The sequence below is a fragment of the Lentzea cavernae genome (genome assembly GCF_014653695.1).
GTDB lineage: Bacteria > Actinomycetota > Actinomycetes > Mycobacteriales > Pseudonocardiaceae > Lentzea > Lentzea cavernae.
Genome location: NZ_BNAR01000001.1, coordinates 980,423 through 996,745, shown reverse-complemented (window position 1 = coordinate 996,745; position 16,323 = coordinate 980,423). Strand labels below are relative to the sequence as shown.

Genomic DNA, 16,323 nt, shown 5'->3' with positions numbered 1-16,323 from the left:
TGGACGGTTGTGAGCACGTTGTCCGGGGGAGCGGTCCAGCTCGGCTTCCGCCGTGTCCGAGGGGTTCCCGGCTCGACACTCCGGTCGTCCGTTGACAGGCCGGTGCCGAGGTCCACTTACTATGACCTCATGGTGAGGGAACCCGGCACCGCGGCGACTGCCGCCGGTCTGAGCAGTCGCGACGACATCCTGAACGCGGCCCGCGCTCTCATCGGCGAAAAGGGCTACGACGGCATGGCCGTGTCGGACCTGTGCGCGAAGTCGGGACTCCCGGCGAGCTCGATCTACTACCACTTCGGGAACAAGCTCGGCGTCCTCGCGGCCCTCCTCGAGCGCACGTCCGAGGAACTGCACACCCTGTTCCCCAGCCCCTCCGCGTTCGACCACCTGCCGCCGCTCGAGCGCCTGGAGGCGTGGTTCTCCGCGGCGTGCCAGTCCCTGGACGAGCGGCCGGACTACCTCCGCCTCCTGGTCGCCGTCGCCGTCGGCCCGCAGAAGGACGCCGAGGCCGTCCAGGCGACCGTGCGCCGCATCCGCGACAACGCCCACGCGTCCTGGGTCAGCGCGCTCACCCCGATCTTCGCGCCGAAAGCCACCAAGGCGAACAAGGCGCTGGTGGAGCACCTCGCGGTGCTCGGCCGGGCGCTGACGGACGGCCTCGCCGTGTCCGACAGCTTCGACGAGATCACCTACAGCTCACAGGTCGACGCGTTCCTCTCCCTGATCCGCGGCCTGGCGAAGCAGCGCGGCGTCGAGGGAGCCTGACCGAGGTCAGGCTCCATGTGACTGACCGTTCTGTCCGCTACCATTGATGCAATGGTGCACAACGTTCGAGGTCAGGTCTCCGAAGCGCGGTCGCGCCTGCTCGCCACCGCCACCCGGATCTTCTACGCGGAGGGCCTCCACTCCGTCGGGATCGACCGGATCGTCGCGGAGGCGAAGGTCACCCGCGCCACCCTGTACCGGCACTTCGCCAGCAAGGACGACCTTGTCGTCGCGTACCTCCAGACGGTCGCCCAGATGGACCGCGACCAGGTCGAGAAGGCCCTCGGCAGCGACCTCCCCGCGGACGAGGCCCTGCGGGCCGTGGCCAGGGGCATCGCCGCCGGCATCGAGTCCGCCGGGTTCCGCGGCTGCGCCTTCCTCAACGCCGCGGCGGAGTTCCCCGACCCGGCGCACCCCGTGCTCAAGGCCGTCCTCGAGCACCGCGAGTGGTTCCTGGGGACCATCACCGACCTGTTCGCGCGGATCGAGGAGAAGTCGGCCGCGGCGGCGGCCCGGCACTTCGTCATGCTCCGCGACGGGGCGATGGCGGCCGGGTGCCTGACCGACGCGGCGGAGGTCGGCGCCACGTTCCTCGCCGGCGTCGAGGGCCTGCTGACCTACCGCTCCGGCAACGCGTAGCGGTCACCGGGCGGCGAACGGACCTCCGGCCTCGAAGGCGTACTTGGCGAACCTCTCGCCGATCAACTCGTGCGTGGCCGTGTCCGGGTGCAACGCGTCGGGCAACGGGTGCGTGCCGGCGTCCTGCGGCCCGTAGAGCCGGGTCCCGTCCAGGTAGTGCAGGTCCGGGTCGTCCGCACGGCGTTCGGTCAGCGACCGCAAGGCGTCGCGGATGATCCGCAGGGTCAGCTGGGGTGCCGGGCCGTGCGGGCCGGTGGCGGCGAACGTGACGTTGCCCTGCTCGTCCGTGCGCATCTCGCCGGGGCCTGGCGTGTCCTCGTGGGTGCCGCAGAAGATCGGCGACACCAGTACCAGCGAGGTACTGGGGTGGCCGTCGCGGATCGTGTCCAGGAAGCCGTGCACGGCGGGCACGAACGCGCGGAGTCGCATCACGTCGAAGTTCACCACGTTGATGCCGAGCTTCACGCTGATCAGGTCGGCCGGCCGGTCGCGGATCACGCGGGCGACGAAGTGGTCGGCCAGGGCGCTGCCGCCGAACCCGAGGTTGTGCAGTTCGACGTCACCGCGCCGGGCGGCGACGGCGGGCCAGATGCGGGTCGGTGTGGTCGCGTTCGAGCCGTGGCTGATCGAGCTGCCGTGGTGCAGCCAGGTACGCCGGTCGGTGTGGGCCGGTCGCACCGGTGCGTCCGTGCGCAGGGCGACGATCTCCACTTCCTCGTTGTGGGGCAACCAGATCTCGACGACCTTGTCGCCTTCCGCGAGCTCGAACCGGATCGTGGTCGCCGTGCCGGCGTGGAACTGCGAGGCGCCGGTGCTCAGGTCGATCTCGACGTCGTCGCCACCGGTGAGCTGGTCGCTGGAGAGGCGTTCGCCGTCGACCACGAGGTCGACGCTGCCGCGTGGGCGTGAGACGCCGCGGTAGGAGACGGTGGTCGGGTGGAGGACCAGTTCGACGGTGCGCGCCTCGGTCGCCAGCACCACGCGCACACCGGAGGGCCGGCTCTCGGCGCCCATCAGCTGGGGGTCGGGGAACCGGGTGCGCACCCACGCCGGCAGGCGGTGCGGCCGCACGCCGCGTGCGGTCTCCTCCAGTTCGGCGGCACCGCGCACGAGCGCGTCGGTCAGAGGTGTGGTGATCATGATTCGTCCGTTCGGGAGTGCACGGGCCAGGCCCGCAGCAGTGCGTCGAGAGCGACCACGGTCCTGTCCCAGGAGGCCTCGGGGGCGGGGGAGCTGTGGTCGAAGTTGCCGGTGCGTTCCAAAGCCAAAAAGCCGTTGATCGTGCTGCCCAGGAGTCGCACGGCGTGCACGTGCTCGGCCTGCGGCACCGGGTAGCCCCGGAGCACCGCGGGAGCCTGCGCGCTGATCTTCTTCGCGGCGTCCGAGCGCACGACGGCCTCGCCCGCGCGGCGCTGCAACGACTGCCAGCGGCCCGGCGACTCCCGCGCGTACGCCCGGTGGGCCGCGGTGTACGCCTTCAGCGCGGACAGGCCCGAGCGTCCGGCGATGGCCGTCGCGACGAGGTCCGCCAGTTCGCCGAGCGCGAGCGCGGTCACGCCGTCGCGCAACGCCTCCAGGTCGCGGACGTGCGAGTACAGGCTGGGCGCCTGCACGCCGAGGCGTCGCGCGACCGCGGACAGGGTCACCTTCTCGAACCCCGCCTCGTCCGCGAGGGCCGCCGCGTCGGCGATGACGGTGGAGGCGCTGAGTGGAGTGCGCATGCACCCAGCCTACATCATGTAGGCAGAAACCTATTGGCTATAGGTCTTCAGTGGACACGACGTGTCGCCAGCGCGGCCTACCACGAAGAGCAGGTGGCCGGGCTCGCACCAGCGCGAGCCCGGCTCCGGTCCTCAGCCCGCGCGCACCCCGGCCGCCAGCCCTGTGGTGAGCCGCGTGAGCGCCGCCCTGCCCTCGACTCCGCCCGGCGCGTCCAGGAGCGTTGCGACGAGCGCGGATCCGACGATCACCCCGTCGGCGAACCCGGCGACGTCGGCCGCCTGCCGCGCGTCCGAGACGCCCATGCCGACGCAGACCGGCAGGTCGGTGATCGCGCGCAACCGGCGGGTCAGGACGGCGGCGGCCTCGTCCACCGAGGCGCGCGCCCCGGTGACGCCCATGAGCGCGGACGCGTAGACGAACCCGGATCCGGCCGCGACGGTGTCCGCGAGGTGGGCGTCGGTGCTGCTCGGCGCGACCACGAACACGGTGGCCAGGTCGTGCTCCGCGGCCTGCCGGCGCCACTGCGCGGACTCGGCCACCGGCAGGTCCGGCAACACGCAGCCCGCGCCCCCGGCCTCGGCCAGTTCGCGCGCGAACCGCTCGACGCCGTAGCGCGACACCGGGTTCCAGTACGACATCACCAGCACCGGCTTGCCCGTGGCCGCGTGGACCTCCCGCACCGTGCGCAGGACGTCCGCGATCCGCACCCCGCCGCGCAACGCGATGTCGTCCGCCGTCTGGATGACCGGGCCGTCCAGCACGGGATCGCTGTGCGGCAGGCCGACCTCGACGACGTCCGCACCGGCGTCGAGGGTCGCGAGAATCGCGGCGATCCCGTCGTCCACCGTGGGAAAACCGGCCGGCAGGTAGGTGATGAGCGCGGCACGGCCGTCCTGCTTCGCGCGGGCGAGCGCGTCGGTGAGCAGCTGCAGGTTCCCGGTCATCGCGCGGCCTCCAGTCCGAAGTGGGCGGTGGCGGTGTCGAGGTCCTTGTCGCCGCGGCCGGAGAGGTTCACGAGGAGCAGGGCGTCCGGGCCGAGCTCGGCGCCGACCTGGAGAGCACCCGCGAGCGCGTGCGCGCTCTCGATCGCGGGGACGATGCCCTCGGTCGTGGCGAGCAGCCGGAACGCCCGCATCGCCTCGTCGTCGGTGACCGGGCGGTACTCCGCGCGACCGGACTCGTGCAGGTGCGCGTGTTCCGGGCCGACGCCGGGGTAGTCGAGCCCGGCCGAGATCGACCAGGCCTCGACGATCTGGCCCTCGTCGTCCTGCAGGACGTAGGAGCGGGAGCCGTGCAGGACCCCCGGTTCGCCGGCCGACAACGAGGCCGCGTGCCTGCCGCTGCGCACGCCGTGCCCGGCTGCCTCGCACCCGATCAGCCGGACGGGAGCGTCGTCGAGGAACGCGTGGAACAGGCCGATCGCGTTGGACCCGCCGCCGACGCAGGCGATCGCCGCGTCGGGCAGCCGTCCCGTCCGTTCGAGGAGCTGCCGGCGGGCCTCGACGCCGATGACGCGCTGGAAGTCGCGGATCATGGCGGGAAACGGGTGCGGCCCGGCGACCGTGCCGAACAGGTAGTGCGTGTCCCCGGTGCGGGCGACCCAGTCGCGGAACGTCTCGTTGATGGCGTCCTTGAGGGTGCGGGACCCGGACGTCACCGGGACGACCTCGGCGCCGAGGAGTTCCATCCGCGCCACGTTGACGGCCTGCCGCCGCATGTCCGTCTCTCCCATGTAGACGGTGCAGGAGAGGCCGGTCAACGCGCACGCGGTGGCGGTCGCGACGCCGTGCGAGCCGGCTCCGGTCTCGGCGATGACGCGGGTCTTGCCCATCCGCTGTGCCAGAAGTGCTTGCCCCAGCGCGTTGTTCACCTTGTGCGAGCCGGTGTGGTTGAGGTCCTCGCGCTTGAGGAAGACCCGCGCCCCGCCGGCGTGCGCGGCGAAGCGCGGCACCTCGGTGAGCGCGCTGGGCCGGCCGACGTAGTGGGCGAGCAGGTCCTCGAAGCGGGCGACGAAGACGGGATCCGCCTTCGCTCGTTCGTACTCGGCGGCGACCTGGTCGATCGCCGCCACGAGCGCCTGCGGGACGAACCGGCCGCCGAAGGCGCCGAAGTACCCGTCGGCGCCGGGGAGGCCCTCCGGGGCAGCCGGGAAGAAGAAGTCGTGCTCCATGGCGATGTGCTCCTGACCCGGGACGTCCGTCCCGGGTGGTGTCGTGAGTGGTCTGGGAGTCAGCGATCCCGCGCGATGCGCGGCGCACGACGCCATCGCATCCCGTTGACCTGGCCCGCCTCGGAGCCGATCACGTACCGGACCCTGCGTCCGAGCACGCGCCGTGCGGGCGCGCGACAGCCACGCGGCCGACGGCCACGGGCGAGACGGACGGTGAGGGGCACGCCGCCAGGTTTACCCGCCGCTGCGCCGTTTCGGCAAGCGCGTTGCGCACGGTGAGACAGTCGACACTGTGTAGATTTTTATCGACACGATGTAGATTCGAGTGCATGACGAAGCGAACGTTCCTGATCACCGGCGTCAGCAGCGGCCTCGGCCGGGCCTTCGCCCGCGGCGCGCTGGCGGCCGGTCACACCGTCGTCGGCACCGTGCGCGGGGCAGGAGACCTGGAGGCCTTCGAGGCCCTCGCGCCCGGACGCGCCCACGGGCGGCAGCTCGACGTGACCGACGACGCGGCCGTCTTCTCCGTCGTGGCGGAGGCCGAACGGACTGTCGGACCGATCGACGTGCTCATCGCGAACGCCGGCTACGGGCACGAAGGCGTGTTCGAGGAGTCCTCGATGGCCGAGCTGCGCGCGCAGTTCGACGCCAACGTGTTCGGTGTCGCCGCCACAGTCCACGCGGTGCTCCCCGGCATGCGCGAGCGGCGCTCGGGGCACGTCTTCGCCGTCAGCTCGATGGGCGGGCTGATGTCCGTGCCCGGCCTGTCCTACTACTGCGCCAGCAAGTACGCGGTGGTCGGCATGATGGAGGCCCTCGCCAAGGAGGTCGCGGGCCTCGGGGTGCGGGTGACCGTCATCGAACCCGGCTCGTTCCGCACGGCCTGGGCCGGTCGCTCGATGGTCCGCAGCGAGCGGTCGATCGCCGACTACGACGAGCTCTTCGCGCCGATCCGCGACGCGCGCGAGGCCGCCAGCGGCAACCAGCTGGGTGATCCGGACAAGGCTGCCGAGGCCGTGCTGCGGGTGCTCGGCGCGGAGAAGCCGCCGGTGCACCTCGTGCTCGGCTCGGACGCGTTGCGGCTCGTGGCGAACGGCCGGGCCGCGGTGGACGCGGACATCGAGGCGTGGCAGGAACTCTCGCGGTCCACGGACTTCCCGGACGGCCACCAGATCGCGGCCAACTGACCGCGTGCCATCCTGAACGGGAAGCGGACCCCGGAGAATCGCGGAGGTGGACGGGCGATGCCCGAACCGGTCGTCAGGGCAGGTCGCCGGCGTTCCGCCGCGCCGTCCAAGGGAGACCTGCGCGAGCTCAAGATCCTCGAGGTCCTCGGGGACCTGCTGGCGGTCAAGGGTTTCGACGCGCTCACGACGAGCGACATCGCCGAACGCGCCGGCCTGTCCCGCGGTTCGATGTACTTCTACTTCAACTCCAAGCAGGAGGCGCTGGTCGCCCTGTTCGCGAGGACCGTCGAGGCGCTGAGGGAGAAGTCCCGTGCGGCGGCGGACGATACCGCCGCGCCGCGGGAGGCGATCGCGACGGTCATGAGGCGCACCCGCGACCGCTGGCACGAGCACGGCCTGATCATGCGCGTCGCCATCGACCAGTCGCCGGTCATCCCCGGGCTGAGTGCACTGTGGACGGAGACTGCGGACGTCTTCATCGACGCCATCACGAAGATCCTGGTGCGTGCCGGTGTCCCCGCGCACGAGGGACCGGACGGGGCGCAGGCCCTCGCGCGTGCCCTGTGCTGGATGGTCGAGCGGAGCTTCTACCACGCGTCAGCGGTGTCACCCGAGGCGCTCGACCAGGCGTGCGAGACCTGCCAGGCGGTGTGGCTGCGCGTCGCGGGGATCGAACCCTGATCAGGACTCGACGATCGCCGTGAGCGCGGCGGCGAACGGGCCCGGGTCGACGTCCCCGCGCACGGCGAGCTGCTGTGTGTAACCGTTGCACAGAGCCACGAACGCCTCGGCGATCCGTTCCGCCTCCGCCGCCGGCCGTCCGGGCAGCAGCGCGGCGACCGACGCGCGCAGGTCGTCGAGCTGCTGCCGCACGACGTCGGCGAGCGCGGGGGAGACGGCGGCCTCCGCGTAGATCTGGGCGACCAGCCGGGCGTGGTCGTGCTCCCGCGCCATCGCGCGGACGTGCTCGAGGAAACCGCGGACCGACTCGGCCGTGAGCTCGGCGGGCAGGACGTTGCTCGCCTGCTCGCAGATGGCGACGACGATCTGGTCCTTGCTCTTGAAGTACCGGTAGATCGCTCCCGTGGACAGTCCCGACGCCTCGACGAGGTCGGGCATCGACGTCCGCGCGAACCCGTGGGCGGCGAAGCGCGCGCGGGCCGCGTCGATGATCTGCTGACGACGTGCGTCGAGGTGGGCCTGGGTGACCTTCGGCATAAAGAACGACCATTCGTTTTTGTAGTAGCGTCACGAACGTACCCCATCGCCGAGCTGTCAGGGAGACCTTCGTGCGCTATCAGACCTTCGGGAGGCGGAGCGGGCTGCGGGTCTCGGAGTACGTGCTCGGCACGGCCAACTTCGGCTCCGCGGCGTCCGCCACGGGTGTCGCGGGCGCCCAGGCGATCTTCGAGGCGTTCGTCGCCGCCGGCGGCACCACCTTCGACGTGTCGAACATTTACCAGGGCGGCGAGGCCGAGACGGTGCTCGGCGACCTGCTGGACCGCGACCGCGACGACTTCGTGGTGATCACCAAGTACAGCGGCAGCAGGCAGGACCGGATCCCGCCCGGCACGACCGGCAACAGCCGCAAGACCATGATCCGCTCGCTGGAGCAGAGCCTGCGGCGCCTGAAGACCGACCACGTCGACGTCCTCATGCCCCACTTCCCCGACGGCGTGACCCCGATGGCGGAGATCCTCGCGGGCTTCGAGGACCTCGTCCGCGCGGGCAAGATCCGCTACGGCGGGCTGTCGAACTTCCCGGCCTGGCGGGTCGCGGGCGCCGCGGTCTCCTCGGAACTGCGCGGAAGCCCGCCGCTGGTGGGCGTCCAGACCGAGTACAGCCTGGCCGAGCGCTCCGCCGAACGGGAGCTGCTCCCGATGGCCGCCGCCCACGGCCTGGGCGTGGTCCTGTACTCCCCGCTGGCAGGTGGCCTGCTGACCGGGAAGTACCGGCGCGGCGAGCAGGGACGCCTCAGCGCGCGGGGGACCGAGGGCGACGCGCAACGCTCCGCCGTGCTCGACGCTGTCCTCGCCGTCGCCGAACAGGCGGGCACCGGTCCGGTCCAGGTGGCGCTGGCCTGGTTGCGGCACCGCGCCGCGCGGGCGGGCACCTCGATGATCCCGATCGTCGGTCCTCGTACACCGGCTCACCTGCAGAGTTATCTGGACGCCCTGTCCGTCGAGTTGGGGGAGGAGCACCACCGGCTGCTGGACGAGGTCAGCGCGATCCGGCTCGGCACGCCTCACGACGACGTGGCGGCCGCGTTGGCGCACGGCGCCGACGGAGACCGGAGCCTTCTCGACCTCCCGCCGGTTCCCGTGGCCTGATCCGGCTCGCGTTCAGTCCGTTGTGGACTCCGCGAGTGCCGTCTCGAACAGCGCCAGGATCGTCGCGAGCTGGTCGGCGTCGAGGCGGGACAACGGGCTGAGGCCGAGGGTCGCGCGCATCACCGCCGCGCGGACGCGGGCGCCGTCCTCGGTCAGCACGAGCACGCGGGACCGCCGGTCGGCCGGGTCGACGGCGCGTTCGACCAGGCCGCGGTCGAGGAGCTGGCCCGCCATGAAGGTCAGGTTCGACGCGTTGCAGAACAGCTGCGCGGCCAGGGCTTTCATCGACGCCGGGGGCTGCCCCGGGTCGATCGCCCACAGCACCTGCGCGGTCGCGTGGGTGAGCCCGTGCTCCGCGAGGACGCCCGCGATCAGGTCGCTGGTGCGCATGAAGATCTCGTGGTTGAGGCGAACAGCCCGCTCCAGCTCCGCGTCGTCCATGGCGGCAGTCTACCGATTTGCTTCAAGCCTTGAAGTTTGTATCATCGGCCGAGTACTTCAAGACTTGAAGCAAATCGGAGGGCTCATGTCGTTCTCGGGAAGCACCGCGCTGATCACCGGCGCGTCGAAGGGGCTCGGCGTGGCCTACGCCCGCGAGCTGGCCAGCCGGGGAGCGGACCTGGTCCTCGTCGCCCGGTCGGCCGACGCGCTGGAAGGGCTGGCGCAGCAGCTGCGCGAGGCCCACGGCGTCCGGGTGGAGGTGATCGCCGCGGACCTCGCGCACCGGGACGGCCCCGGTCGGGTGGAGGACGAGCTGCGGCGCCGGGAGATCGAGGTCGACCTGCTGCTCAACAACGCGGGCGCCGGTTCGGTCGGGCCGTTCCTGGACCGCCCGTTCGACGCGCAGCTGGCCAGCGTGGACCTCAACGTCACCGGCCTCATGACCCTCACCCACCGCCTCGGCGGCCGGATGCGCGCGCGGGGGAGCGGCGGGATCATCAACGTCTCCTCGACGGCCGCCTTCCAGCCCCTGGCCTACCAGGCCGTCTACGCGGCGACGAAGGCGTTCGTGCTGTCGTTCAGCGAAGCGCTGGCCGAGGAACTGGCCGGCACCGGCGTGAAGGTGATGGCCGCCCACCCCGGCGCCATCGCGACGGGCTTCTTCGACGGCACGACGGCGAAGATGGCCGGCTCGGCCGACTCGCCGGAGGTGATCGCCGCGCAGACCCTCGACGACTTCACGAAGGGCCGGCACGCCTCCTACCCCGGCCGGTGGGTCAACCGGGTGCAGACGTGGGCGGCCCGGTCGCTGCCGCGCCGCCGCGTCGCCGTGCTGGGCGCGTGGTTCAACCGGAAGATGGGGTTCGGGCACGTGTCCGATGTGGAGCCGGTGCGTTAGTCGCGGGGGTGGAGTGCGCGGTTGCGCCGCTGCACCGCTGTGTCGGGTGCTTGGTTTGGCTGGAAGGTGGGGTTCGGCGACGTGTCCGATGTCGAGCCGGCGCGTTGGTCGCGGGTGGACCGCACTGCCGTGCCGCGGCACTGCCGCACTGCCGTGCCGCGGCACTGCCGCACTGCCGCACTGCCGTGCCCCCGCACTGCCGCACTGCCGTGCCGCCGCACTGCCGTGCGGCCGCAGTGCCTTGCCGCTGCACTGCCGTGCCGAGTGCCCGGTTCCACCGCAAGATGGGGTTCGACCACGTCTCCGACGCCGAACCCGCGCGCTAGCCGCAGGTGGACCGCACCGCCGTGCCGAGGGCCTGGCGGTGCAGCGCGTCCAGGTCCTGCAGCACCGCCGCCGACGCGGTGGCCAGCGCGAGCTGCACGGTGCACGGAACCCGTTGGGCGCGCACGTCCTGCGTGGCCTTGAGCTGGCCGAGCAACTCCGTGGTCAGCCGGTCGAGCCGCGTGCGGATCTGACCCAGGTCCGGTCGCGTGGTGGGGGCCTCGTCCGGGTGAGCCGTCCAACGGGCGAACAGGCCCCTCTGCACGACCTTGCTGGCGGTGATCTGGTCCCGGAAGAACGCCGCCGCCGCGTCCGGGGCCACGCCGAGAGCCACGGCCTGCTTCCGCACCTGGTCGAGCACCTGCTGCTCACGGGCCGGGTCGTCGATCGGCGAGCTGGTGCCGAACTTCGCCGCCGCCACGTCGTCGCCCACGAGGAGGCGCTCGACGACCAGGTCCGTCAGCGGGCCGAGCCTGCCGAACGAGCCGCCGGTGGTGATCGCGAGCTCGGGTGTCAGGGGTGCGGCCGTGGCCGGGACGGAGGTCGGTGACAGCGCGCCGGCCACCGCCAGGGCGGTGGCGGCGATCCGGATCGTCTTCCTGCTCAAGGGTTCGCCTTTCGTGGGGGAACTGGCAGGCGACCCTACCGCAAAGCAGATAGAACGTTCGGTCTTGACAACGGCGGATTTCTGCCAGCAGGATGGGAGGCGACAGAACGTTCGGTATCGCGGAGTGGTCCGCGATCGTGAAGGGATCCGCCATGAGTGCTCCTCTGTACGTCGGCATCGCCACCTCGACCGGGGACGGCAGGGCCGGAGGCCAGGCCAGGACCGACGACGGCCTGCTCGACATCTCCCTGGCCATTCCCAAGGAGATGGGCGGCCCCGGTGGCGCGACGAACCCCGAGCAGCTGTTCGCGGCCGGCTGGGCCTCGTGCTTCCACTCGGCGGTGAAGGCCGTCGCGGCGCAGCGCCAGGTGGAGGTCACCGACTCCGCCGTCGTCGCGGAGGTGCAGGTGCTGCCGACGCCCGAGGGCGGGTTCGGTCTGAGCGCCGCGCTGCACGTCGAACTGTCCGGTGTGGAGCAAGCGGTGGCGGACGAGCTCGCGGAGGCGGCGCACGCGATGTGCCCCTACTCCAACGCCACGCGCGGCAACATCCCGGTCACCGTGGACGCGACCGTCGCCTGACGTGGGCGGGCCCGTCGAGGCGGGCCCGGTCACTGAGCAAGGTAGAACGTTCGGTCTTGACGCTGGCGCCGCCGGTCGCTATCGTTCCTGTGTATCGATCGTTCTATACATCAAGCACCATCGAACGAAGGAAGTTCTGTGACTGCCACCAGTCCTGCCGCGTCGTCCTTGCGGCGGTTGTACTTCATCCGTGCCGCGTTCGCGCTCGTCTGGGCCGTCCTGGTGGGCGTGACCGGCGCCGAGCTCGGGCCGGTCGTCATCGCGCTCGTCGTGCTGTACCCGCTGTTCGACGTGGGGGCCGCCGTCGTCGACGCGCGTGCCTCGAAGCAGTCCCAGAACGTGCTGGGCCTGTACGTCAACGTCGCCGTCAGCCTCCTGGCGGCCGCGGGCATCGCCGTCGCCAGCGCCACGTCCGGCATCCCCGGCATCCTGCAGGTGTGGGGTGCCTGGGCCATCGTCTCCGGCATCGTCCAGCTCGTCGTCGGCGTCGGCCGCCGCAAGATGGGCGGTCAGTGGCCCATGATCCTCAGTGGCGGCCTGTCCGTGGGCGCCGGCACGTCGTTCATCCTGATGTCCTCGCAGTCGGACGCCGCGCTCACCTCCGTGGCGGGCTACGCCGCGCTCGGTGGCATCTTCTTCCTGGTGTCGGCGATCCGCCTCGGGTCCGCCGCGAAGAAGGCCACGGCGACGGCCGCCGTCTGAGCTGTTTCTTCAGGCGGGCCAACGTTCTTCAGGTACCACGACCCTCCAGTCCTCAGTGAACCCTGGCCAACGCCTGCCTCAAGTTGTAGAGTGAGCGTTACATACAGAGGTGGATTCCGGGTCGGCACCACAGTGCCGGACCGGGTCTTTCGGGGGCCTGAACGACCGTCGCAACGAAGCGAGGTTTCCCGTGAACGTTCTCGAGCAGGTCAGAAATTCTCCGATGAGTCGCGCTCAGGTCCAGGCGGTCGCCCTCTGCCTGGTCATGAACGTGGTCGACGGGTTCGATCTACTGGTCACGTCCTTCGTCGGACCGGCCATCACCCGCGAGTGGGGCCTGTCGCCGTCGTCGGTGGGCGTGCTGCTCAGCGGTGGCCTCGCCGGCATGGCGGTCGGCGCGCTCTTCCTGGCGCCGTTGGCCGACCGCGTCGGGCGCCGCAGGATCACCCTGGCCAGCCTGGCGCTGGCGTCGCTCGGCATGCTGGCGGCCGCCTTCACCCAGGACCTCGGGCAGCTCCTCGCCGCCAGGGTGATCACGGGTGTGGCGGTGGGCACGATGGCGGCGAGCCTGCCGGTGCTCACCTCCGAATACGCGAACAACAAGCGCAAAGGCCTGGCCGTCGCGCTGATCACGACAGGCTACGGCATCGGCGCGGTCATCGCCGGGCTCTCCACGAGCGTGCTGATCGGCTCGATGGGCTGGCGTTCCGTGTTCGTCTTCGGCGCGGTGGCCACCGGAATCCTGTTCCTCGTGGGACTGCGGTTCCTGCCGGAGTCCATGGACCACCTCGTCGCGAAGCGTCCCCCGAACGCGTTGCAGCGGTTCAACAAGATCCTCGTGTCGATGGGCCGCCCGCCGGTCGACGAGCTGCCCGCGCACGACACGGGGACGCGCAAGGTCGCGCTGGAGTCGTTGTTCCGCGGCGGCAACGCGGTTCGCACCGTGCTGGTCTGGGTCGCGTTCACCGCGGCGCAGACGGCGTTCTACTTCGCCAGCTCCTGGACGCCCACCCTGCTGCTGAAGGCGGGGATGTCCAACCAGCAGGGCATCAGCGGCGGCATCCTGTTCAGCCTCGGCGGGATCACCGGTGCCGCGCTGCTCGGCCTGCTGGTGTCCAAAGTGGAGGCACGCAGGCTGACCGCGGCGTACTTCGTCCTCGCCGCACTGACGCTCGTGCTGTTCTCGTTGTCCCTCGGGACGCTGGCGGTCGCCCTGGTCGTCGCCGTGGTCCTCGGGCTCTTCCTCAACGGCACGATCTCCGGGATCAACGTCATCGTCCCGACGCTCTACCCGGCGCAGTCCCGCGCGACGGCACTGGGCATGGCGGTCGCCGTGAGCAGGCTCGGTGCCGTGCTGGCGCCGTTGTTCGCGGGCTACCTCGTGCAGGCCGGCTGGGAGCCGAGCTCCATGTACCTGGTGTTCACGGTCCCCGCGCTGATCGGTGGCGCGGCGACGTTCCTGCTCACCCGGTTCGGGCGCGCGGACAACGCGCCGGTGCGGCGCGGAGTCGAGACCGCAGCGGCTTGACGTGCGCCCGGCGGGTTCGCGGGTGATGGTGCAGTTCTCACAGAGGAGGCTTCAGGTGTCCGACCGTCCACTTCTGCTGCTCCACGGTGGAGGACCGGGTGTCGACGCCGTCAGCAACTGGGCGGCGGTGACGTCCCGGCTTCAAGCCGGTTTCCGCTGCCTCGCGCCCGACCTCCTCGGCTTCGGCACGAAGATCACCGCGTCTCCAGGCCTGCGCGGACCGCGGGCCTGGGCGGATGCCCGCGCACAGCAGGTCCTCGCCCTGCTCGACCGCGAGGGACTGGAGCGGGCGGACCTCGTCGGCAACTCCGCCGCCGGCGGTGCCGCCGCGCTGGCCCTCCTGGCCGCCGCGCCGGACCGGATCGGCCGCGCGGTCGTCATGGGTGGCGCGGGCACCGGACCGCTGCCCGCCGCGGTGCCGTTCTACGACGAGCCGACGAAGCACAGCATGCGCACCACCCTCGGCCGCCTGGTCGCCTACGAGACCGCCCACCGCGATCTCCTGGACGACCTGGCGGGCCTGCGGCTGGAGCAGGCCCTGCGCCCCGGTGCGGAGCAGGCCTTCCGATCGATGTTCGCGCGGGACGCCGGACCACCGCGCGACCTCACGACGATCACCACCCCGGTCCTCGCCCTGCACGGGGAGCGCGACCGGGTCTCACCGGTCGAGGTGTCCGAACGCCTCGTCGCCGCACTGCCGCACGGCCGCCTCGAAGTGGTGGCGGGAGCGGGCCACTGGATCCACGTCGACCGGCCGGACGAGTTCTGCCGGCTGGTAGAGGAGTTCATCAGCGCATGACCGAGCAGACGAGCATCGATGTCCTGGTCGTGGGCGCCGGCCCCACCGGCCTGACCCTCGCGATCGACCTCGCCGGGCGCGGTGTGCGGTGCCACGTCGTCGAGGCGTCGGAGCAGCGCGCCGAGAACCCGCGCTGCAACACGACCTCCGCCCGGTCGATGGAGATCTTCCGCCGGCTCGGGATCGCCGACGACGTCCGGCGCGCCGGACTTCCGGCCGCCCACCCGACGTCGATCCAGTACCGCACCACGCTCGTCGGTGAGGAGATCTTCCGCATCGACCTGCCGTCGGCGCAGGAGGTGCTCTCCGGTGCCGGCATGTCCGAGTGGCCCACCCCGGAGCCCCAGCACCGGATCTCGCAGCTGTACCTCGAGCCCCTCCTCGAACAGCACGCGCGCGGCCTCCCCGGGGTGACCGTCGAGCGCGGCACGAGCCTGGTCGAGGTGCGGCAGCACGACGACCACGTCGAGGCCGTCGTGGAGTCCACAGGGGAGCGTCGAGTTCTCCGTTGTGCCTACGTGGTCGGCTGCGACGGTGCCCACAGCGCCGTCCGCCGTCAGCTGGGCATCCGCTACGAGGGCGTCGAGGCGATCCAGAAGTTCGTGTCGACCTTCGTGCGCTCGCCGGAACTGGGCGAGATCGCCGCGCGCGACCGGGCCTGGACCTACTGGACCCACGGCCGCCGGCAGGCCTCGCTGATCGCCATCGACGGGGACGCGTTGTGGCTCCACCACGCCGCGTTCCCGCCGGACCACGACACCGAGGCCGAAGATCCCGGGCAGCTGCTGCGGGAGGCCGTCGGTGTTCCCGTCGAGCACGAGGTGCTCGGCGTCGTCCGCTGGACCGGGCGCCAGCTCGTCGCCCAGCGCTACCAGGAGGGCCGGGTGTTCCTGGCGGGCGACGCCGCCCACATCTGGATCCCCGTGGGAGGGTTCGGCATGAACGCGGGCATCCAGGACGCCGCGACGCTCGGCTGGATGCTCGCGGCCGTCCACCAGGGGTGGGCGCCACCGGAGCTGCTGGCCGCCTACGAGCTCGAGCGCAGACCGGTGGGGGAGCAGTTCGCCGCGGCCGTGGGGGCGAAGGCCCGCAAGTCGCTCGCCGGTTTCTCACCGGACATCCACCTGCCCGGTGACGAGGGCGCGCGGGCACGCGCGGAGTACGCCGAGCGGCTCGCCGTCACCGAACCGGCCCGGTACTCGCCCGACGGCTTCAGCTTCGGCTACCACTACGCGGGCTCACCGCTCGTGATCGGCGGGCAGGAGCAGGACGCCATCACCATGGGCGGCTACCAGGACCACGCGCAGCCGGGGTTCCGGCTGCCGCACTCCTGGCTCGACGACGGCAGGTCGGTGCTCGACCTCCTCGGACCCGGCTTCACCCTGCTGCGCACCGACAAGCGCGCCGACACGGCACCGTGGGTGTGGGCCGCGGGGGAGACCGGGGTGCCGCTGACCGTCGCCGACCTCCCGGGCGAGGTGCCCGCGGACCGTTATCCCGCACCACTCCTGCTCGTCCGCCCGGACCAGCACGTCGCCTGGATGGGCGGCGCCGACGCCCTCCCCGGCGAGCTCCTGCACACCGCGACCGGACACGTCACCGCCCACCAGCGCTAGAACCAGGAGAACGC

General features: G+C 71.6%; 19 protein-coding genes. 11 read left to right on the top strand and 8 right to left on the bottom strand.

Translation table 11 applies throughout. The features are described from left to right. The first annotated feature begins 129 nt into the window (after nucleotides 1-129). Together IE307_RS04560 and IE307_RS04555 are read left to right on the top strand one after the other, a co-directional pair. Nucleotides 130-765 (top strand): TetR/AcrR family transcriptional regulator, encoded by a 636-nt coding sequence (locus IE307_RS04560; RefSeq protein ID WP_191296139.1) that lies wholly within the window; start codon nucleotides 130-132, stop codon nucleotides 763-765. 51 nt (nucleotides 766-816) lie between these two features. Beyond that, the gene (locus IE307_RS04555; protein WP_191296138.1) at nucleotides 817-1,404 is read left to right on the top strand and encodes a TetR/AcrR family transcriptional regulator; all 588 of its coding nucleotides are present in this window, start codon (nucleotides 817-819) and stop codon (nucleotides 1,402-1,404) included. A gap of 3 nt (nucleotides 1,405-1,407) precedes the next feature. On the opposite strand, the gene IE307_RS04550 is transcribed toward IE307_RS04555, so the two are convergent. From IE307_RS04550 to trpM, 5 genes are all read right to left on the bottom strand, one after another. After that, nucleotides 1,408-2,544, bottom strand: coding sequence for a GDSL-type esterase/lipase family protein (locus tag IE307_RS04550; protein WP_191296137.1), 1,137 nt, complete (start codon nucleotides 2,542-2,544; stop codon nucleotides 1,408-1,410). Next, nucleotides 2,541-3,125, bottom strand: coding sequence for a TetR/AcrR family transcriptional regulator (locus IE307_RS04545; protein WP_191296136.1), 585 nt, complete (start codon nucleotides 3,123-3,125; stop codon nucleotides 2,541-2,543). The genes IE307_RS04550 and IE307_RS04545 overlap by 4 nt, the downstream gene beginning before the upstream one ends. Nucleotides 3,126-3,257: 132 nt before the next feature. Beyond that, a complete protein-coding gene (trpA, locus tag IE307_RS04540) occupies nucleotides 3,258-4,058 on the bottom strand; it encodes a tryptophan synthase subunit alpha (RefSeq protein ID WP_373305953.1) in 801 nt (266 codons plus the stop codon). Between the two features lie 8 nt (nucleotides 4,059-4,066). After that, nucleotides 4,067-5,296, bottom strand: coding sequence for a tryptophan synthase subunit beta (gene trpB, locus IE307_RS04535; protein ID WP_191296134.1), 1,230 nt, complete (start codon nucleotides 5,294-5,296; stop codon nucleotides 4,067-4,069). Between the two features lie 59 nt (nucleotides 5,297-5,355). Beyond that, nucleotides 5,356-5,520 carry a tryptophan biosynthesis modulator TrpM gene (gene trpM / locus IE307_RS47575; RefSeq protein ID WP_373305937.1) on the bottom strand — a complete coding sequence of 55 codons (165 nt, stop codon included), beginning with the start codon at nucleotides 5,518-5,520 and terminating at the stop codon, nucleotides 5,356-5,358. 105 nt (nucleotides 5,521-5,625) lie between these two features. Between trpM and IE307_RS04530 the strand changes: the two genes are divergently transcribed. Continuing rightward, nucleotides 5,626-6,483 (top strand): oxidoreductase, encoded by an 858-nt coding sequence (locus IE307_RS04530; RefSeq protein WP_191296133.1) that lies wholly within the window; start codon nucleotides 5,626-5,628, stop codon nucleotides 6,481-6,483. Nucleotides 6,484-6,540: 57 nt separating this feature from the next. Next, the gene (locus IE307_RS04525; RefSeq protein WP_191296132.1) at nucleotides 6,541-7,164 is read left to right on the top strand and encodes a TetR/AcrR family transcriptional regulator; all 624 of its coding nucleotides are present in this window, start codon (nucleotides 6,541-6,543) and stop codon (nucleotides 7,162-7,164) included. Here the strand turns inward: IE307_RS04525 and IE307_RS04520 are convergent, their stop codons facing one another. After that, a complete protein-coding gene (locus IE307_RS04520; RefSeq protein WP_191296131.1) occupies nucleotides 7,165-7,701 on the bottom strand; it encodes a TetR/AcrR family transcriptional regulator in 537 nt (178 codons plus the stop codon). A 71-nt stretch (nucleotides 7,702-7,772) separates the two neighbouring features. Between IE307_RS04520 and IE307_RS04515 the strand changes: the two genes are divergently transcribed. Then, the gene (locus IE307_RS04515; RefSeq protein ID WP_191296130.1) at nucleotides 7,773-8,813 is read left to right on the top strand and encodes an aldo/keto reductase; all 1,041 of its coding nucleotides are present in this window, start codon (nucleotides 7,773-7,775) and stop codon (nucleotides 8,811-8,813) included. A 12-nt stretch (nucleotides 8,814-8,825) separates the two neighbouring features. Here the strand turns inward: IE307_RS04515 and IE307_RS04510 are convergent, their stop codons facing one another. Beyond that, nucleotides 8,826-9,254 (bottom strand): MarR family winged helix-turn-helix transcriptional regulator, encoded by a 429-nt coding sequence (locus IE307_RS04510; RefSeq protein WP_191296129.1) that lies wholly within the window; start codon nucleotides 9,252-9,254, stop codon nucleotides 8,826-8,828. Between the two features lie 85 nt (nucleotides 9,255-9,339). Between IE307_RS04510 and IE307_RS04505 the strand changes: the two genes are divergently transcribed. Continuing rightward, nucleotides 9,340-10,152 carry an SDR family NAD(P)-dependent oxidoreductase gene (locus IE307_RS04505; protein ID WP_191296128.1) on the top strand — a complete coding sequence of 271 codons (813 nt, stop codon included), beginning with the start codon at nucleotides 9,340-9,342 and terminating at the stop codon, nucleotides 10,150-10,152. 322 nt (nucleotides 10,153-10,474) lie between these two features. On the opposite strand, the gene IE307_RS04500 is transcribed toward IE307_RS04505, so the two are convergent. After that, nucleotides 10,475-11,083, bottom strand: a complete 609-nt coding sequence (locus tag IE307_RS04500) for a chorismate mutase (protein ID WP_191296127.1) — start codon at nucleotides 11,081-11,083, stop codon at nucleotides 10,475-10,477. A gap of 152 nt (nucleotides 11,084-11,235) precedes the next feature. On the opposite strand from IE307_RS04500, the gene IE307_RS04495 reads away from it, so the two are divergent. From IE307_RS04495 to IE307_RS04475, 5 genes are all read left to right on the top strand, one after another. Beyond that, the gene (locus tag IE307_RS04495; RefSeq protein ID WP_191296126.1) at nucleotides 11,236-11,664 is read left to right on the top strand and encodes an organic hydroperoxide resistance protein; all 429 of its coding nucleotides are present in this window, start codon (nucleotides 11,236-11,238) and stop codon (nucleotides 11,662-11,664) included. 138 nt (nucleotides 11,665-11,802) lie between these two features. Beyond that, nucleotides 11,803-12,366, top strand: a complete 564-nt coding sequence (locus tag IE307_RS04490) for a hypothetical protein (protein ID WP_191296125.1) — start codon at nucleotides 11,803-11,805, stop codon at nucleotides 12,364-12,366. Between the two features lie 223 nt (nucleotides 12,367-12,589). Continuing rightward, nucleotides 12,590-13,894: an MFS transporter gene (locus IE307_RS04485; RefSeq protein WP_229904376.1), complete on the top strand. Its 1,305-nt coding sequence runs from the start codon at nucleotides 12,590-12,592 to the stop codon at nucleotides 13,892-13,894. A 55-nt stretch (nucleotides 13,895-13,949) separates the two neighbouring features. Continuing rightward, on the top strand, nucleotides 13,950-14,693 hold the full coding sequence (locus tag IE307_RS04480) for an alpha/beta fold hydrolase (RefSeq protein WP_229904375.1): 744 nt from the start codon (nucleotides 13,950-13,952) through the stop codon (nucleotides 14,691-14,693). After that, nucleotides 14,690-16,309, top strand: coding sequence for an FAD-dependent monooxygenase (locus tag IE307_RS04475; RefSeq protein WP_191296122.1), 1,620 nt, complete (start codon nucleotides 14,690-14,692; stop codon nucleotides 16,307-16,309). The genes IE307_RS04480 and IE307_RS04475 overlap by 4 nt, the downstream gene beginning before the upstream one ends. Nucleotides 16,310-16,323 lie beyond the last annotated feature (14 nt).